Annotated in this window: 15 protein-coding genes and 1 pseudogene; 6 read left to right on the top strand and 10 right to left on the bottom strand. The window is 69.1% G+C overall.

Translation table 11 applies throughout. From position 1 onward, the window contains the following. Positions 1-81 precede the first annotated feature (81 nt). The 4 genes from ACIG87_RS26570 to ACIG87_RS26585 form a co-directional block, all read right to left on the bottom strand. Complete coding sequence (locus ACIG87_RS26570) at positions 82-1,404, bottom strand: hypothetical protein (protein ID WP_396854123.1); 1,323 nt, start codon at positions 1,402-1,404, stop codon at positions 82-84. A gap of 280 nt (positions 1,405-1,684) precedes the next feature. Next, positions 1,685-3,145: an NF041680 family putative transposase gene (locus tag ACIG87_RS26575; protein WP_396854171.1), complete on the bottom strand. Its 1,461-nt coding sequence runs from the start codon at positions 3,143-3,145 to the stop codon at positions 1,685-1,687. 129 nt (positions 3,146-3,274) lie between these two features. Then, positions 3,275-3,814 carry a flavoprotein gene (locus ACIG87_RS26580; RefSeq protein WP_396854124.1) on the bottom strand — a complete coding sequence of 180 codons (540 nt, stop codon included), beginning with the start codon at positions 3,812-3,814 and terminating at the stop codon, positions 3,275-3,277. Beyond that, positions 3,814-5,184 carry a helix-turn-helix domain-containing protein gene (locus ACIG87_RS26585; protein ID WP_396854126.1) on the bottom strand — a complete coding sequence of 457 codons (1,371 nt, stop codon included), beginning with the start codon at positions 5,182-5,184 and terminating at the stop codon, positions 3,814-3,816. The genes ACIG87_RS26580 and ACIG87_RS26585 overlap by 1 nt, the downstream gene beginning before the upstream one ends. Before the next feature lie 391 nt (positions 5,185-5,575). Here ACIG87_RS26585 and ACIG87_RS26590 point away from each other — a divergent pair, with 391 nt between their 5' ends. From ACIG87_RS26590 to ACIG87_RS26605, 4 genes are all read left to right on the top strand, one after another. Beyond that, positions 5,576-5,767 (top strand): hypothetical protein, encoded by a 192-nt coding sequence (locus ACIG87_RS26590; RefSeq protein WP_396854127.1) that lies wholly within the window; start codon positions 5,576-5,578, stop codon positions 5,765-5,767. Positions 5,768-6,144: 377 nt separating this feature from the next. Continuing rightward, the gene (locus ACIG87_RS26595) at positions 6,145-6,510 is read left to right on the top strand and encodes a peptidase inhibitor family I36 protein (protein WP_396854129.1); all 366 of its coding nucleotides are present in this window, start codon (positions 6,145-6,147) and stop codon (positions 6,508-6,510) included. Next, positions 6,486-7,226 carry an ABC transporter ATP-binding protein gene (locus ACIG87_RS26600; RefSeq protein ID WP_396854130.1) on the top strand — a complete coding sequence of 247 codons (741 nt, stop codon included), beginning with the start codon at positions 6,486-6,488 and terminating at the stop codon, positions 7,224-7,226. Before ACIG87_RS26595 ends, ACIG87_RS26600 begins: the two co-directional genes overlap by 25 nt. Before the next feature lies 1 nt (position 7,227). Then, positions 7,228-9,735, top strand: coding sequence for a hypothetical protein (locus tag ACIG87_RS26605; protein WP_396854132.1), 2,508 nt, complete (start codon positions 7,228-7,230; stop codon positions 9,733-9,735). 213 nt (positions 9,736-9,948) lie between these two features. On the opposite strand, the pseudogene ACIG87_RS26610 reads toward ACIG87_RS26605, so the two are convergent. The 5 genes and pseudogenes from ACIG87_RS26610 to ACIG87_RS26630 form a co-directional block, all read right to left on the bottom strand. Next, a pseudogene (locus tag ACIG87_RS26610) lies at positions 9,949-10,455 on the bottom strand (nucleotidyltransferase family protein); the annotation flags it as partial. Continuing rightward, complete coding sequence (locus ACIG87_RS26615; RefSeq protein WP_396854134.1) at positions 10,452-10,775, bottom strand: hypothetical protein; 324 nt, start codon at positions 10,773-10,775, stop codon at positions 10,452-10,454. The gene ACIG87_RS26615 and the pseudogene ACIG87_RS26610, both read right to left, overlap by 4 nt. 137 nt (positions 10,776-10,912) lie before the next feature. Beyond that, on the bottom strand, positions 10,913-11,533 hold the full coding sequence (locus tag ACIG87_RS26620; protein WP_396854135.1) for an AAA family ATPase: 621 nt from the start codon (positions 11,531-11,533) through the stop codon (positions 10,913-10,915). A 13-nt stretch (positions 11,534-11,546) separates the two neighbouring features. After that, the gene (locus tag ACIG87_RS26625) at positions 11,547-13,517 is read right to left on the bottom strand and encodes an ABC transporter ATP-binding protein (protein ID WP_396854136.1); all 1,971 of its coding nucleotides are present in this window, start codon (positions 13,515-13,517) and stop codon (positions 11,547-11,549) included. 145 nt (positions 13,518-13,662) lie between these two features. After that, entirely contained in the window at positions 13,663-14,145 is a 483-nt protein-coding gene (locus ACIG87_RS26630) for an NUDIX domain-containing protein (RefSeq protein ID WP_396854138.1), read from the bottom strand. 246 nt (positions 14,146-14,391) lie between these two features. On the opposite strand from ACIG87_RS26630, the gene ACIG87_RS26635 reads away from it, so the two are divergent. Together ACIG87_RS26635 and ACIG87_RS26640 are read left to right on the top strand one after the other, a co-directional pair. Then, on the top strand, positions 14,392-15,684 hold the full coding sequence (locus tag ACIG87_RS26635; protein ID WP_396854140.1) for a helix-turn-helix domain-containing protein: 1,293 nt from the start codon (positions 14,392-14,394) through the stop codon (positions 15,682-15,684). Continuing rightward, entirely contained in the window at positions 15,681-16,349 is a 669-nt protein-coding gene (locus ACIG87_RS26640; RefSeq protein WP_396854141.1) for a 2'-5' RNA ligase family protein, read from the top strand. The genes ACIG87_RS26635 and ACIG87_RS26640 overlap by 4 nt, the downstream gene beginning before the upstream one ends. Positions 16,350-16,359: 10 nt before the next feature. On the opposite strand, the gene ACIG87_RS26645 is transcribed toward ACIG87_RS26640, so the two are convergent. Then, the gene (locus ACIG87_RS26645) at positions 16,360-17,208 is read right to left on the bottom strand and encodes a sugar phosphate nucleotidyltransferase (RefSeq protein WP_396854142.1); all 849 of its coding nucleotides are present in this window, start codon (positions 17,206-17,208) and stop codon (positions 16,360-16,362) included. Positions 17,209-17,243: the final 35 nt, after the last annotated feature.

A 17,243-nucleotide genomic window follows, 5' to 3' on the forward strand; every position in this document is an offset into this window, starting at 1 on the left:
AGAGCGACCGGCGCTGGCCAATTCCGGTCGCACCCGACGTCGCCACCGCATTGTTCGCCCAGCGAGTCCGGCGCACGGCCGTCACTCGCCTTTGAGAAACGCTGTCTCAAACAGGTCCGCGGCGTCGATGAGCTCGGCCGCGGTGACTTTAAACTCACCCCTGGCGACCGCGTCGCTACCGTCCTCTGTCAGGACCCACGTCACGGACACCGATCCCGCTTGCGAGTCCCGCGCGAGGATCACGTAGTCGTCCTGGTCGCTGGTCCATGCCACGTTCGGTCGGAACGAGTCCGGCGTGAGCACGACCTCGGCGTCGTCGCCTCGGTTGGTCCACACGACGGGGTAGCCGCGCGGCGTGATCCGAAGTTCGCTGGGGCCGAATGCCGGCCGGAGCAGGTCGTGCCGTGGGAGGACGGGCTCGACTACCTTGTTGTAGTCGGCTTCGTCAGCCTCGCGGTAGTCGAAGACTTCGCATCCATGGAAGGTCACGATGAGATGGGGCTTCGCGACGAACCGGTCGCGGCTGACGACCCTGATTCCTATGCCAGGCAGACCGACACCGAGGAAGTGCTCTCGCCCCTGCGCGACATGGGCGGGCTTCTCGCTCCGCCACGCGTCCAGACACTCCGCTCGCTCCTCTGCCGTCTGCGGCGGTCTGCCTCCGAGGACGCTTGATGCCAGGAGCATCGATGTGGACGCGAAAGTGCTCTTGTCCGGCTGGTGCCGCTTACTGAACGCTTCTTCTTCGAAGTCGTACAGGCGCTCCAGAACCTCGTCAACGCGGTCAACGCGCCCGATCGAGCCGAGGATCTCCACGTGGAGGTCGATCGGCGCTCTGCCGCCTCCGCGAGCCCGCTCGACGAGAGCAAGCACCTCGCCGGCCCGGGCCGGGCGGGTGTTGCTGGTTCCCCGCACGTAGACCGCGCCGTCCTCGAGGTTGTCGCGCCGGTCCTCTCCCTGGAAGCCCTTGTGGCACGGGAAGATCGGCTGACCATCCTGCGGTGGCTGTGCGATGACGAACAGCACCTCGCGATCGTCGCCGTCGCCGACGCCAATCCTCCCGAATTCGAACGCGGGGAACTGCGGCCCGAGATAGGGACGAAGCCGGTCCTCCAGTTCGTGAGCCTCGACCCCACGGGGGACGCCCGGCGTGCTGCCCTTCTGCGCGCCGATGACGAGCACCGCGTAGCCGTGAAAGTGCGTTGCCGCCTCGCGCGGACGTCGGTTGGCCGCTCCCAGCAGGAACTTGGCCACCTTCGCCACACCGACCTTGCTGCTGAGATCGAGGCTGCTCTTGACCTCGAGGTAGGTCGTCTCGGCCTCGTCGCCGATGGCGATCACGTGGTCGAGGATGCTGCGCTGAGCGCGCTCACCGAGAGGGATGACGTCGGTCGCAAGCGTCACGGGCTTCGACTCAGGCCGCGTAGCCGCAGCGGGATCAGCAGGCACAGGTCGATTGTCCCACCCACCGCCGACACCACGGTACGTCGGCCGGGCCCCGAACGCCCTGTCTCACCGCCAGCCGCTCTGCGGCGTCAACCCGAAACGCTAACAACTACGACAACGGAGTCGGCCAGAATCGCTGAACGCGAAAGTCCTGACAGCTCGGCGCAGCATAGGCCGGGCGAGGGTCGCTCATCTTACAGTCCCTGACCAGATTATGAAACAGGCCTTAGCTTGATCTTTAACCTGTTCGGCGTGGCCTTGGGGTCGTCGACTTCTTTGGTTTCTTCGGGCTGTCTTTCGGTTCTGTGCTGGTGACGATGTGGACGTCATGGCGGGTTGCGGGGTGGTGGTTGGGTAGTCCGGGTGGTCGGCCGGGTCCTGGTCGGGAGGGTTTCGGTGCGCTGGCGGGTGTGCCGGCTTTGCCGTGCAGGTGCCGAAACCCTCGCCGGACTCGGGCGGGTGTGAGTCGTTCGGGTGGCGCGGGGCGTTCCCATGGGCGGCGGAGATCGGCGACGGCTCCTCGGGCGAGGCGCAGTTGGGTGTAGGTGGCCAATACGAGCCAGGTCCAGCGGTCGGCGGCGTGCGGGTCGCGGAGCTTCGGGCTGGTCCAGCCGAGGGTCTGCTTGAGCATGCGGAAGGTGTGTTCGATGTCGAAGCGGCGCAGGAACGCCTGCCAGAGCAGGTTGGTCTCGGCGGTGGTGGCTTGCGGGTGTGACCACCAGAGCCAGACCGGTTTCGCGATAGCGCCCGAGGGCAGCCGGTCGACCCGGAGCAGGATGACGGTGCCCTCGATGATCGGCAGTGTCCCGGTGTGGCTTGTCCAGGCGGTGCGGTGGGTCAACCGAGGGTGCAGTTGGTTCCATGCTCGGGCGGTCGCGGTGCCGTAGAGGCGGGTCACCGTGGTGCTCTCGGCGTCCGGGGTGCCCCAACTGGTCGGATCGCCGAAGATGAACTCGCCTCCGTGCCGTGGTGGGCGGCCGTTGCCGGTACGTGCCAGCGGTGCGCGTCTGCGCAGGACTCGGTCCGAGCGCATCCGTACCAGCAGGCGCACGGGTAGGTCAGCCAGGAGGAACGCCAGCCGGGGACCGTCGTAGCCGGCGACGGCGACAATCCAGATGTCCGGATCGCCTGGGCGCCACTGCCCGGCCGCGATCAGCCGCGCCACCACCTCCCGCACCTGCCCGGCGGTGACTGAGGCGGCGTCGTCGCCCGGTGCCAACCGGCGGGCGTCCAACGGCGCGGTCCACGAACCGCGCCCGGTCTCCAATGCCGTGACCAGAGAGTACGGCCAACCCGGAATCATGATGTGGGTGTCCTTGCCGCGTCCGTAGGTGTGACACAGCACCCGCTGTGGTGAGGTGTGCGCCTCCGGACGCAGCCAGCACGTCACGTCCACCGCCAGGACGATCCGCCCGTCAGCGGCGCGCGGCACCGGCACAGCGGCCAGGGCGGTCCGCAACCGGTCGACGTCGACGCGGCCACGGTTCAACGCCGCGTACAGCGAGCCGTGGCCCCGCCGATGTTCACCGACCAGCGACAACTCCACCAGCGATCGCACCGGGCCATCGCCGCACAGCAAGGCATCCGCGAGCTCGAACAACGCGTCACCACGAGCGGTCAGGCAGCGGTGGAACTCACGACGGAACACCGTCAGCCGCCCGAGCACACCCATCGGGTCGGCATCATGCACACTGATCACCAGACAGCCCTTGATCCTGATCTTCTTCCCTCGACAAGAAGAATGATCGATCAAGGGCTGCCTTCATGATCAACCGGGGTCCACAACACCCAACCGCAGGTTAAAGATCAAGTTAGTTGTCGGCGCCTGTTATTGCTGCGGAATGGGCAGCGCGTGAAGTTCGTTGAGGATGACTTGCCAGCGGAGGGGCTCATCATCCTGTGAAGGGCGTAGGGCTTGGGTGGAGGTGAGCCGTACGCCGTGGTCGGCGAGTAGTCGCAGGTGGGCGTTGAACGCGGGGTGGCGGGCCAGGGTGGGTTTGACGTAGGGGGAGGCGATGATCGGTAGGCCCGTACCGAGGGATTCGTTGAGGATGCCGAGGGCCAGGCTGTCGTTGATGCCGGTGGCCCACTTGTTGATGGTGTTGAAGGTTGCCGGGACGACGGCGATGGCGTCGGCGCGTGGCAGGTCGCTGGGTTCGTCGGGGTGCCGCTGCCGGTAGTTGACGGGGTGCCCGGTCGCCGCAGCCAACTGTTCGGTGGGGAGCCAGGTGTAGGCGGTTTCGGTCGCGATGATGTGCACGTCCCAGCCGTCGCGTTGTGTCGCTTCCACCAGTTCGGTGATGTGCCGGGCTGGCGGAGCGGCGCAGGTAACCAGGTAGAGCAGCCGTGTCTTCACAGGTTCGGGCATCACGCGGTGATCTCGGCTCGTTCGGCGAGTGCTCGCAGGCCGGGGGTGACGGCACGGCGTTCACGGGCGAGTAGGTCACCGATCAGGTGGCGTGTTCTGGCGTGCACATGCACCGTCTGGGGGGCGATGCGTTCGGCTTCGAGCAGGTGCAGCACGGCTGCGGGATCGCTGTCGGCTGAGGTGGCGTAGGCCGCTGCGAGGTCGAGGTGAACCTGGGCGCGGCGGCTCATCAGCGCTTTCGGCAGCGATGAGGTGTCGAGTTGTTCGCCGAGATGGACGGCTAGCTGTGGTCGGTCTGTTCGGGCGGCGATGTTGATGCGGTGAATCATGACGTTCGTTGGTCCGAAGCCGGTCCAGAGGTCGTTGCGGTCAGCGCCGATCCGTTGGGCTAGCGCATACGCCTCGTCCAGGTGCCGCTCGGCGGCGTCGGGCCGGGCCTGGCGGGCGGCGACCAAGGCTGCGAGCAGGGTCAGTGCTCCCTGAATCGATAGTGTCCGCGACTCGTGTGGATGTGGGTTCCCTGTGACATGGTCAAGGGCCGACAGCACCACCGCCTCAGCGCTGTCGGTGCGGTTTGGCATGGCCAGCAGCGCGGTTCCCACGGAGAACGCCGCTGCGCCGACGAGGGCGGTGTCCTCGGCTTGGTCGGTGGCGATGCGAGCGGCTCGGTCGGCAGCTATCCAGGCGAGGCTGGGGTCGCCGAGTTTGACGGCGACCTTGGAAGCGGCGAGGTTCGCCGCCGCGAGAACGGCAGCGGCTCGGATGCGATGGTTGTCGGCGCAGACGCGGGTCAGGAAGTCCGCCTGCTCGATCGTGTTGGGCAGCTCCCGGATCATCTCAGCGTAGTTGCCACGCTGGTAGAGGCTGTGGATGTACGCGACCCGTTGACGGACCTCCGCGAGCATGGTCGGGTCGATCGCCTGTTCCGGTTGATGGGGTGCGAGCAAATGGTGGCGAAGGTGGGCCAGGAGGCGGGCCGCCGAACGGTTGCCGTCTTCCTCGCGACGGCCGGCGTCAGCGACTGACGGCTGCCGGCGCTGCGCCGCCTCGGCGATCACGCGGCGATCCAGGACCGCTCCCCAGCGGGCATGACGGGCCGCCTCGGCCTTCTCCTGCTGGTGTCGAACCTCAAGGGACCGGTACTCGTCATAACCGCTGATCAACTCGCCGCCGGCCTGGAGAAGCGACTCGCACTGCGCCCAGAAGACCCGGTCCACCACCTGCCGGCCGCTCTCGACGTTGGCGACCGTGCTCCGGGTGCTGTGCACCCGCCGCGCGACATCGTCCTGAGTCAGCCCACGCGTCCTACGCCACCTGCCGAGCCTTCGACCCAGCGCCCGCTTCACATCACTGAGCTGCTGCGGATCCACGAGGACGCCCCTCCTCCATCACCGCCGAAGGGGCTGTCACCGCTCGCTACGCTTCCCTCACGGCACGCTGACAGTAGCCGATGCCGGCGGCGACGGTCATCCCATACCAGGGCTTCCGACGCCACCAACCGCATCCGGCACACCTCCCGTCGAGCGACGGGCCTAGCCAACCCGTCCGATCAGCAGGGCCAGTCGAGTTGCGCCTCGGGCACGCCGACGTCGCGGGCGTAGGTGATCGCTTCCTGTCGCCCAGTGTCGTCACCACCCTGGCCGAGTTCATCAGCACGATCATCGTGGCCAACACCAGAGGGCTTAGCCGCCGGTCGCGCCCGCGACCAACGTCTCGGCGGGCCGCAGGCGATGACGCCGGAAAGTCGCCTACGCTCGCCAGTTGCTCACCGAGCCGGACCGGCCCATCAGCGCCATCGCCAAGCTCGTCGGTGTCCCGCACAGCACGATCTATATGGTTCTGCCCGAACTTCTGCCACCGCAACCGGCCCAGCAACGGCCTCGCCGCACTGCGCGCCGACAGGCGGCCAGCGTCCGACTCGCACCGTACGACCATCTGCTCACCCAGCGTTGAGCACGCAGCCCGGCAACGCAGGGGGGTGCACGACGCGAAAGCGCAGAAGCCGATGGTCGATGCGCAGCCCGGCCAGCACCCACAGGAAGTATCGGCGCCGCACGCGCTTAACAGGGCATCAAGAAGGCTGCGGTAACGCCAGCGTAGGAACCTCGCGGCGCGACCAGCGACGATCGTCGCCACCTTCGCGGGATTATTTCCACTGAAATTCCCGCCGGCCGCACGGCATGAATATGTGTCATGTCGCGAAGTTCACCTTTCGCAAAAGCATGGCCAGGCAATCAATTGACTTATTGGAATGTGAAGAATTATGTTCTCCGCATGCAATGTCGCTGCCTGGTGGTTGTTAGGCTGTCAGACCCACGGAGGGAGAGCGCGTGCGTATCAGTAAAGTGCTGTTGGCGGGGGCGGTGATCGCGGCCGGAGGGTTGGCGTTCCCGGCCGCCGCGTCGGCCGGAAACCCCGCGTTCTGCGGATCCAACCTGGTTTGCATCTACGATGGTAACAACTGGGTCGGATTCCTGGGTTCGCGTGGGCCCGGTGGTGGTATCGAGAATGTGAGTGCCGCCGCGAACGATCACATGGACTCGTGGGAGAACCGGACGAGCACCAATGCCGCCTGGTACTACGACCACGACGGTGGAGGTGCGTGCGTGAATATGAGCAAGCTGAGCGAGGACGACAACATCAACGTCTTCGACAGTGACGAGTTGTCGTCGTGGCGGACCGATCGCGGGTGCTGATCTCGCCGGCCGACGCCGCTGAGACCCTGCTCGCCGTCGAGGGTGTCAGCCGTCGCTTCGTGACCCGTTCGGAGACGGTATGGGCCGTACGGGAGGCGGACCTGCGGGCGCGGGCGGGCGAGTTCGTCTGCGTGTTCGGCGCCAGCGGGTCCGGCAAGTCGACGTTGCTGAACCTCGTCGCGGGGCTGGATCAGGCGGACGACGGCCGGATCCTCGTTGAGTCGACCGATGTTGGTCGGCTCAACGAGGACCAGCGGGCGCGGCTGCGTCTGACCAGCGTCGGGGTGGTATTCCAGGACCACAACCTCATCGAGGAGTTCACAGCGCGGGAGAACGTGGCGCTGCCGCTGGAAGTCACCGGTGTGCCCTATCGGGAAGCCCTCGCACAGGCCGACCAGCAACTCGCCAGGGTTGGGCTGGAAGGTCTGGGAGGTCGCCTGCCGAGCCAGTTGTCCGGCGGGCAGCGGCAACGCGTGGGGATCGCCCGGGCGCTGGTCGGCGACCGGCGGGTGCTGCTCGCCGACGAGCCGACCGGGGCGTTGGACTCCACCAACTCGCGGGCGTTGTTCGTGCTGCTGCGGCAGCTGTGCGACCAGGGCACCCTGGCGGTGGTCTGCACTCACGACATGATGTGCCGCGAGTACGCCGACACCGTGTACGAGATGGTCGACGGCCGTGTCGTTCGCCGGGATCTGGCGGCGGAGAGGACAGCCTGACGTGCGGATCCGGCTGGTCGTCTCGGTGGCGCGCAGATTCCTGCGTAGCAGGTCGTTGGGCCGGTCCACCTTCTTGGTCGCGGTGACGGCCGCGCTGCTGGTCGCGGTGTTCGTCACCCTGAACGCGTTCACGCTGTCCCCGCGGCAGGTCACCGACCGCGATCTCGGGCGTTTCGATTCGCAGGTCGACCTGACCAACGTCACCAGGATCCGGCCGGGTGACGCCCAGGTGGTCCAGCAGGTGGCGGGGGCGGCCCGCGGTGGTGGAGCGTCGGAGGCGGTGGTGACGCTGGCCTCGTTCGACGTGCGTCCGGACATGGCCCGCCCGCCGTTCACCCTCTACACCGAGGCCCCCTGGCCCGCCGACCCGTTTCCCCGCCGCTACCAGCTGCGAGAAGGGCGGTGGCCCAGCCGACCCGGCGAGGTTCTGGTGACCGACGCGCTGCGGCGGGTCCTCGGACCGGTCGAGTCGTTCACCGTGTTCTCCGGCAACGACCGGCTGCGCGTCGTCGGCGTCGCCCGGGACCTGTTCGGGGCCACACCACGCATCCTCGCCGCGAACGGCACCTGGGCGTCGCTGAGCGACGCGACCGCCCACAACTTCTCCACCGTCCTGGCCACCGCGACACTGCACTGGAACGGCGGCGACCAGCAGCGAATGCTCACGTCGGTGACCGCCGTCATCGCCGGCGACCTGCCCAGAGCAACACCCGCCGCCGTCGAGACAGAACTCGCCGCCGCGGTGCGGACCCGGGCAGACGAGCTGACGAAACCCCGCCGGTCGTGGACCGACCGGCTCCCGATCGCCTACGACATCCCATCGCTGGCACTACCGCTGCTGGCAGTGCTCACCGTCTTCGGCCTCAACGCCCGCCGCCTGCGCCGCAGCATGGCGATCATGACGTCGGTCGGGATGAGCAGAACCACCGCCACCGCAGGTGTCGCCGCCGCGACAACGGTGTGGACCCTAGCCGCAACTGCCGCTGGCGTCGCCACCGGCGTTGGTCTCGGCGCCGTCGCCCGACCGGTGGTAGACCGATTCCTTCCCGGACCGATCTCCCCATTCCCGGACCTGCTCGCCCCGGCCGGCCGGCTGCTCGCGGTCACCGCCGTGGCATGCCTGGTCGCGGCGTTCCTCCTGCACCTGGGCCACCCCCGACCCATGCCAGCACCAGCGGCCGAGACCGCGCCACCCCGACAGACACCCAAGGACCGTCAGCGCATCAACGGCAGGGCCGTTCGCCGCGTCGCCGCCGCCCTCGCGGGCATCGCGATCATCATCCAGATCGGCATGCTCGACACTGTTCCGAAAGCCATGGTGCTGACGGCGACCCTCGCCGCAGCCGTCCTGCTGTTCACCCCCGAAGTCGTCGACATGGCAATCCGCCTGCTGCCCATCACCGAACCCCGCACCCGCCTGGGCCGCCAACAGCTGCACAACGACCGCACCCGAGCCGTCGCCGCCGTCGCCGTCCTCACCGCCGCCCTCGGCGCCCCGCTCGGAATGATGACCCTGCTCGCCACCCTGATCACGACCGCGCAGGAAGACATCGTCCCCACCGTCGCGCCACATCAGGTGGTCCTCTCCGGACCCGGCGGGGCCATGCAACCTCCTGCTCCCGAGGTCGTCGCCGCCGTCTCCACCCGGCTCACCACCGCCGCACCACCCGTGAAGACCGGATACCTGACAACCGACAAGGTGCACGTCACGGTCAAGGACGCCGGCATCGGCGCCGTCCTCGTAGTCGACACCCCCGAACAGGCCGGCCGCCTGAACAACCACCCACTCACCGACGCGCAAATCCAGACACTGCACCACGGCGGCCTGCTCGTCTGGGACGACGGACCCACCCAACGGCCGCTCCTCACACACGACCTGACCAGCGACCGGGTGACAGCCACCAGCCCCGCCCTACCCGCGAACCACACCACCTTCGAACCAGCATGGACCGCCGGCGTCAGCGGACTACTTCTCGCCTCTACCGCCCAGCGCCTCAACCTCACCATCACCCCCGCTGCGGTCGTGTTCACCGACATCAGCGACGACCAGGCAACCGCCGCCGAACAAGCCGCCATCGACAACGGACTCGACCCGCTGCAAGTCGGCATCTACCAGCCACCCGAACCCATCAAGGTCCCCCCGGCCTACTACACCGCCGTCCTCGGCCTCGCCGCGATCGTCCTGACCACCACCATGGCCGTCGCACGCAGCCAAGTGATCACACTGCGCAGCTACCTCGGCCGCCTCATCGCCATCGGCGTATCCCCACGATGGGCCCGCCACGTCCTACTCATCCAGAACGGCCTCATCATCCTGGTCAGCACCGCACTCGCCGCGCTCATCGCCGTGCCGCCAGTCGTCATCACCGCCGTCAAGCTCCGAGGCTTCACCCTGTCCATCCCGTGGACCTGGCTCCTGATGATCACCGGCGCGTTCTACCTCGCCACCATCACCGCCAGCATCCTGGCCAGCCGGCGACTCGCCAGCAAAGACCGCCTCACCGCCTGATCTCACCACCACAGGCCGCGTCACGGATGGTCGTCGGGGACGCGGTGGGCTAGGCGCATGAGGGCGAGGAACCCGAACAACGCCGCCAGTCCTCCCCGCGTGTGGGAGGGCCGGTGGTGACGTGGACTCCCGGCCACCGCTGCGCTGGCTGTGCCGGGAAAGCCGCTCGTGGGAGGTCTGTTCGCTGACTCGGGTGGGGTTGCGTCGCCACACGCCGTCGAGGAGATCATCGAGGCCGTGTGGCGCACAGACCGCGAGGTAGTTGTCGGGGTCGAGGCGGATCGCGACGGCGGTGGCGTACTCGGGCCAGGTCGCTACCGCCTCGGCGATGCCGCGAAACGGCGGGACGGACGGTCCGCCGAATCGTCGCGGGTACCAGGTGTGTACGGCGGCCTGGTTCTTCGCCTCCCATGGCAGGCCCCGCCCGACTGTGGCCAGCCGGGCGGTAGCCAAGTCGTCGTTGTCCCGGCTCAGGTCGGTGGGGTCGAAGAACGCCACGTCCACATCCCGCACCGCGCGCAGGTCGAACCCGGTGCCGTAGCGGCGTCCCCAGACCAGGTCGCGTAGGACACCCGCGCCGATCCACGCGTCGGGCAGCCCCGAGTCCCGCACCACGGTCAGCGCACGCATCAGCGGCACGTCGGCCCTGACCAGTTCCCGTAGCTCGTCGCCGCGCTCGATGTCTGCTGGATCGGCCTGGCCGGCGGGCAGCGCCGTCATGGGCGTTCCGGCCTGTCGGGGTGGTTGTGGTGCAGTCGTTGGGCGAGGTAGTCGCCCAACGATGTCGCATGGGGCACGTCTGGGTCGCCGGTGGTGCCGGCCGGAATGTAGTGGGTGCGGAGGAAGGCGTCGACGAACACGGTTGGGGGTGCTCCTGCGCGGAGTGCGGTGGTGATCGCGGTGGACAGGGCGTCGGTGAGCCCGGCCAGGGTGGAGCCGTGTGTACCGACCCGCAGGTCGACGTGACCGAGTTCGCCGCTGGGCGCGACGGCTGTGGTCAGCCGTCCCGGAACACCATCGATCACGAACGTGTTGGTCACCTCGGTTGTCCGTCGAGACGTCGGCAGCGTATCTCTCATCGGTGCGGTCCCCACCTTCTTGGATGTGTACGCCCTGGATGCGTTGAGGGGGACCAGGGCGAGGTCTCGTGTCTATGACTTCCGGTCCGGGCGCGTTGTCAAGGAGCCTCCGTCGCGGTGGTCGTCTGGTCGGCCTTGCGGGCGCAGTGCGGGCATCGTCGGGGGCAGGGCGTCTGCGGTATGGCGGTGGTGAGGCCGCTGGTGTGCAGGATCGTGGTGACCGTCTGTTCGAGGGTGCTGGTCTCGCCGATGACGGTTTCCCCGGGGGTGTCGAGCAGGTCGCGGTGGGTGTACCAGGTGCGCATCTCGTCGGGGGTGACGGGGATCGGCTCGTCGCGGCTGAGGTGGCGACGGACGGTCTCGTCGAAGGACACGTCCAGGTAGAACACGGCGACTGGCCCGGAGTGGTCGTCGATGAGCTGGTGCAGCACGGCCGCGTAGCGTTCGGTGTGCAGGATGCCTTCGAGGATGACGTGGTAGCCCAGGTCGAGGGCCGTGCGCGCAGTCGCGGTGGTGAACGCCGGGGCGACCGGGCCGATGCCGGCACTGTCGTGTTCCCGGAGCACGATTCTGCGCAGGTAGTCCTGTTCCAGCAGGGCCGCGCCGCGTCCGAAGCGGCGGCGTACCTCGCGGGCGGTCGTGGTCTTCCCGCTGCCGGAGTTCCCTCGAATGATCACCAACGTGGGCGGCGGCGGCTTCGTGGGGTTCGACGTCGTCATGGTGTGTGCTCCGTCAGGCGGTCGCGGTCTGGCGAGGCACCGCCGCGGCGGACCCGGTGGTGTCGTAGCCGGCGGCCTGGAGGGTGAACAACTCCGCGTACCGGCCGTCGGCGTTCATCAGGTGGTCGTGGGTGCCGGACTCGACGAGCCGGCCGTGGTGCAGGACGAAGATGCGGTCGGCGTGCCGGACGTTGGCCAGCCGGTGGGTGATCAGGATGGTGATGGCGTGCCCCTGCCGGTCGCGGATGGCCTGGAACAGGGCGTCCTCGGCACGGGGGTCGAGGGCGGACGACGGCTCGTCCATGATGAGCACGTCGGCGTCGCGGAGGAACCCGCGGGCTGCGGTGATGCGCTGCCACTGGCCGCCGGAGAGGTCCTGGCCGCCGGCGAAGGTGCGGTCGAGCAGCGTCTCGTAGCCTTGAGGCAGTTCGCTGATCATGTTGTGGGCGACGGCGCGGTCGGCGGCTGCCTCGATCCGATCCTGCTCGGCGTTGGTGGTGATGTCGCCGACGGCGATGTTCGTGGCGGCGGTGAACGGCCACTTGTGGTACTCCTGCGTCACGACCCCGATCCTCGCCCGCAGCGCGTCGATGCCCCAGTCATCGACGGGTTTGCCGTTGTAGCGGACGCCACCGCCGGTGGGGGTGCGCAGGGTGGCGATCATGGTGGCGAGGGTGGACTTGCCGGAGCCGTTCTCCCCGACGAACGCCACCGTCTGTCCCGCCTCGATTCTCAGGCTGACCTGGTCGACGGCCGGGGTGTCCCGGTCGGGGTAGTGCAGGCTGACCGCGTCGACGGTGATCTCCTCCAGCCGGTCCAGTGCTGGCGTGCTGGCGGTCGGGTCGGTGTGGGTGGGCAGGTAGTCGGTGGCGCGGGTCATGAAGCCGGTGTAGTCGCGGAAGTGCTGCCCCTCGGTATAGACCCGGTCGACCTGGAAGGTGACCACCGCGAGGGACCGTTGCGCGGATTGCACGGCGATGACGCAGGTCGCGGCGGCGGCGAGGGGGATCTGCCCGTCGATGAGCAGCAGGCCGAGCAGGACGTAGACCACGGCGGTCGCCAGCCCGCCGATCATCGCGCCGACGGTGGTGGTCGTGGTGACCCGCCGCGCCAGGGCGAGTTGGATGCCGGTTTCGACGGCCATGACCCGGTCGTACTGGTCGAGCAGGAACCCCCGCAGCCCGTAGGAGCGCAGTTCGGGGGCGGAGTCGCGTTCGGCCATCAGCCGGTGCAGCAGCCACAACCGCCGACGGCGCACCGATCCGGCGGCGTAGGTCTGGTAGCGCAGGTGCCCGGCGCGCAGCGACGCCCACCCGTTCGGCACCGTCGCCACCAGCAGGGCGAGGAGCAGCAGCGGGTGGACCACCACGACGGCGACCGCGACGGCGAGGACACCGGCGAGACCGGCGAGCAGATTCATCGACGCCTGCACCAGGCCGGTGGTGGAGTTCGCGCCGCGGGAGGCACGCTCCATGTCGTCGGCGAACGCGTCGGCGTCGAACGCCTCCAACCGCACCGCGGTCGTCACCTCGAACAGCCCGCGTTCGACCTCCCGGTCCACCTTCGGCGTCAAGCCGTTCTGCGCGTACCCCATCGCGGCGGCCATCCCGGCGCGCAACGCGGTCACCGCCGCGAGCGCGGCCAGGGCGGGCAGCGCGGCCGTGACCTTGTCGGCGGTCGGTCCGCCAGCGAAAAGCTCCACCAGAACCCGCTGTGCGGCGAGGAGCCCGAACGCGGCCATCACCCCCGCGCCGACCGTCGTGGCCGCCACTACCGACGTGCGCACCCGGTCGGCGCGCCAGCTCACCACGAGCGCGGCCCAGACCAGGCGGGGTAGCTCGGAGAAGACGGCGAACAGGCCGGCCTGCGCCCGCGCCCGTACCCTGGTCTCCCACCACACCTCCCGCAACTCCGGCAGCACCGAATCCCGCTGTGGCGGTTCGGGACTGGCGGGCGTCCGATCGGGGCGAACGGTTTTGGGCATGGCGGTACCTCCCGTAGGTGGGCAGGGTGAACGACGGTGGTGGTTCTTCGACGGCGGACGGCGGGACGTGCATGCCCCGTCGGTGGTCTCGGCTGGCGCCGCCGAAGCCGCGCCTCCTGCGGGAAGTGCCCCGGTCGGCCTGCGCTCAGGTGATCCGGACGCCGTCTTCGAGGTAGGAACAACACCCGTCAGCGCGGGCGCGCAGCGCCTCGGCGACCCGGCGGGCCAGCAATGGCCGTAACCGCCGGGCGGTCTGTAGCGGGTCGGACCACGCCCAGCCCTTCAACTCCCCGGGCGGCACCACGATCCGTTCCGTCGCGGTGGCGTCGAGGGTGCCGCCGTCGTAGACGGCCATGACGCCCTCGGTGCGCCCGTCGCGGGCCGGTACCCAGTCCACGACGAGCAGGCGGCCTGGCGTCAGGTCCAGACCGAGTTCCTCCCGGCACTCCCGGACTGCGGCCTGGTACGGCGACTCGTCGGCCTCGACGCACCCGCCGGGGATCTCCCACTCCGCTTTGTAAGCGGGTTCGACCAGCAGAACCCGCTCGTCCGCGTCGGTGATCAGCAGCCCGGCGCCCATCCGCTTACGGGGCAGATCGGCGGTGACATCGCGGCGTTCGGAGGGCATGCGGAGACGGTAGGGCGCGGCAGGGGCGACACGCCCGCAGCGCCGTGCGCTGACATTGTCGGCAGATTCCGACACCAACTCCAACACCGCTAGCACCGCCGCCCCGACCTGCCGACAGGGCGTCGAGAACCCGCGCGACCACCGCCGACCGCCGGGCGGGGGCCGTCGCGGGCAGCGCGGAAAGTGTCACCCGGGGCAGCTATGGTGTGCGCTCATCGTGACCGCGGCAACCCGGGGGTGGCAACGATGGTCGACCACGACGAGATCATCGCCGCCCGTCGCGCGCTCGGCCGTCACCTCGCTCACCTGCGTAAAGACGCCGGCCACACTCAGCACAGCCTCGCCCGGTTGGTGCAGTACGGGCGCAGCTCGGTGGCGAACACCGAGACTGGCCGGCAGCATCCCGAGCGGCCGTTCTGGACCCGCTGCGACCATGTGCTGCGCACCGGTGGTGTGCTGGCCGCCGAGTACGACCGCATCGCCGATCTGCACCACCACCGCCACCGCCCGGCGGATCCCCCCGGCAGCACCAGCGCGGCGGCGTGGTGGGAGTCCGAGGACGCCATCACCGCCCGCCGGTCGGCGCTGACCACTGCCACCGACGACGACGCCCGGCTGGCGCACCTGGAGGACGAGGTCCGGCAGGCGATCGCCGACAATGAACGCTGCCCACCCGCCACCCTCGTCGCCCGGCTACGTCCACTGCGGGTCTGCGTCGACCAGCTGATGGCCGCCCGGCAGCACCCGCCACAACGCGCTCGGCTCTACACCACCGCCGCGCACCTGTCCGGGCTCCTCGCCGCCCTCGCCCTGGACCTGCGCGCCTTCGGCGTCGCACACGCCTACGCCGCCGAAGCGTTCGACCTCGCCCACGCCGCCGAACAACCCGACACACAGGCATGGGCCCGCGCCACCCAAAGCCTGATCGCCTTCTACACCGGCAATCACCGCGACGCGCTCGCCTACGCCGAAGACGGCCTCCGCCACGCCGACACCGGCCCCCACCGGATCCGTCTCACCGTCAACGGGCAGGCCCGAGCACTCGCCCACCTCGGCGACCGGAACGGCGTCGACCGTGCTGTCGGCCGGACGTTCGACCTGCTAGCCGAACACCCGCCGGACGGGCAGGTCAGCAGCAGTCTCACCCTCGGCCCGTACTGCCCCACCCGGGCTGCGGCCAACGCGGCAACCGCCTACCTGGCCCTCGGTCACACCACCGACGTCGTCGGGCACCTGACCACCGCCATCGCCGCCTTCGACACCGCTCAGCTACGCGGACCGCAAGCGCTCAGCCGCCTCGACCTGGCCACCGCCCACCTCCACGCCGGCGACCCCGAACAGGCGGCCGAGCTGGCGATGCAGGCGCTCGCACTCACCGCCGAGCACCGCTTCGAATCCGTCCACCAACGCACCCACCAGTTCCTCACCGCTGCTCACCCCCTGCGCCACCACCCGCGGATACAGGACGTCGCGAACCTGCTTGCCGACCGCACACAGCCCCGCATCGCGCCACCGGCGGGCCTACGATCGCCGACATGAGCAGCCGGGAACTGACCAGCCTGCGACAGCGGTGGACCACATACCAGGACCTGCCCACCCTCACCGAGCACTGGTACTGGCGTCCCGGCTGGCACGCCGGCCGCCACTTCTACACCTGGCACCTCACCTTCCAACAGCAGCCCGCACTCCACCACCACGTCACCGACCTTCAACAGCGACTCGCTCCGCTGCCCGGCTTGGACCTGGTGCCGCTCGACGGCCTGCACCTGACCACCCAGGGCATCGGCTTCACCGGCGAAGTACCCGACAACAACATCGACGCGATCGTCGCCGAAGCCCGCCAGCGGTGCGCCGCCCTGCCACCGCTGAAGCTGTCCCTCGGCCCCGTCGACCCTGACGCCGAAGGCATCGGCCTGCTCGTCCAACCCTGGCACCCCGTCGAGCGGGTCCGCACCACCATCAGAGCCGCGATCGCCGCGGTGTGGCCCGTCGTTCCCGAACCAGCGGACGGGTTCCGGCCCCACGTCACGATCGCCTACAGCGGCGCGCCCGCACCCACCGCGCCGATCCGCGCCCGGCTGGCCGAACTGCGGCACCTACCCCCCGTGACGGCGACGATCAGCGAGGTCTCGCTGATCGCACTACGCCGGGAAGACCGCACCTACCGATGGTCGACCGTCGCGACCGCGCCCCTGAACGGATGACGCCAGCCAGTCAGGAGGTCATGCCGGCGACACGGGCGACGGCGTTGTTCGCCGCGAGCCAGCCCGACACGTTCCCGCAGTCGTAGTAGTCGCCGACGACGGGCGAAACGAGGACGTCGTGGTCGGCGGCGTAGGCGTTGATCACGTCCGTCGTCTGGAACTCGCCCGTCTCCTGGTCGGGCCGCAGTGCCCGGAAGTACGGGGCGATGGCACCGGGAAGCAGGTACCGGCTGATGTTGACGAACGCCGTCGGCTCACCCCAGTCCTGCGGCTTCTCGACCATCCCGGAGTAGAGGCGGGTGCCGGTGGCGCTGTCGCGGGTGGACACCACCCCGTAGAGCCTCGCCTTGCTGCCGTCGACCACGGCGGCGGCCATCGCCGCCGAGTTGCCCGTCGCAGCGCGGCGGGACACGAGGTCGGCGAGGTCGCTGCCACCGTCTCCGCGCAGGAGAAGGTCGTCACCGGTCACCAGGAGGAAGTCGTCGTCCCCGATGAAGTCGACGGCGATCATGGCGGGCACCGCCGTGCCGTAGCGGCCGTCACGCCTCTGCTCCAGGAACGTGATGTCCGCGATGCCCGGCAGGCCGGCGGCGGTCGCCCACTTGTCGGCCCAACCCCGGTCACGGAAGTACGCCTCCATCACCGGATCGGGACTGAAGTAGTGGCGCACCTGCTCGCCTGTTTGACCGGCAGCGGCGACGATGGCGATCTCGGTGACCCCGGCACGGACGCAGTCCTCGACGGCGTACTGCACGACAGGCTTGGTCAGAACCGGCAGCATGCACTTGTTCACGGTCTTCGCGACCGGGAAGAACCGGGAACCGAAACCGGCAACAGCGACAACCGCTTTCGTGACCACGATTCACCTTTCTCCCCTGCGCCCACCGTGACTGA

Origin of the sequence: Micromonospora sp. NPDC051925, assembly GCF_044548625.1 — a bacterium.
Lineage (GTDB): Bacteria > Actinomycetota > Actinomycetes > Mycobacteriales > Micromonosporaceae > Micromonospora.